This is a genomic window from Gilliamella sp. B14384G12 (genome assembly GCF_016101825.1).
In the GTDB taxonomy this organism is placed as follows: domain Bacteria; phylum Pseudomonadota; class Gammaproteobacteria; order Enterobacterales; family Orbaceae; genus Gilliamella; species Gilliamella apicola_N.
The window spans coordinates 1-779 of sequence record NZ_JACFPU010000013.1; positions in this window are offsets into that span (position 1 = coordinate 1).

Genomic DNA, 779 nt, shown 5'->3' on the forward strand with positions numbered 1-779 from the left:
GGATTGAAACCTCAGCAGATAAACCATCAATATTTAACGTATAACGATTATGACCGACTCCGTTAACTAAACCTTGCTTTAAACCCCGACTTAAACCATTGCCCAATTGATTTACCAGATCGGCTAATCCTTTATCCATGCTATCCTCGATATATTTCATGTGCGCTGCAAATAAAACTTTGTTTTATTGAACTATTTATTATTATTTTTATCTGACCAGTTAATTATTATAAAATTGCTAATAGTAAGTAAGGTGTTAAAATCAGTCAAATTTAAAAATAATCTAAAATTGGATATAAAATACCCTGTTTAGGGTATTTTGCAACCTTTTTTTAAAAAAATCTTTAAATTCAAATTAGATGGATAACTTACTGATATTATTAATTATATTAATAAAATATCATTGAAAATTTGTTACTTAAACATGATCAAAAAAGGATTAGTAGAATTTGGCTTTTGCAGATTTTTTATTGAGTATTTTGCACAGAATTTTTATTAAGATTTGTAACTAAAAAATCATTTTTACTCAAATATAGCCATGACCTGAAATTTTTTAACAAAATAATTACTTACTCAAGTCACAAAAAATAATGTTTTCTAAAACGATCGATTAGGCTATAAATATTATTTTAATATGATTGAATTATTGATTAACGTTAATTTAATAAATTAATTATATTAATAAGTTACAATTTATTTTGTAAAAAATATTCAGGAGTGTATACCGTTTCATTATAAAGACACAATAATTCTAAATATGAATTACAATGATAAAAATA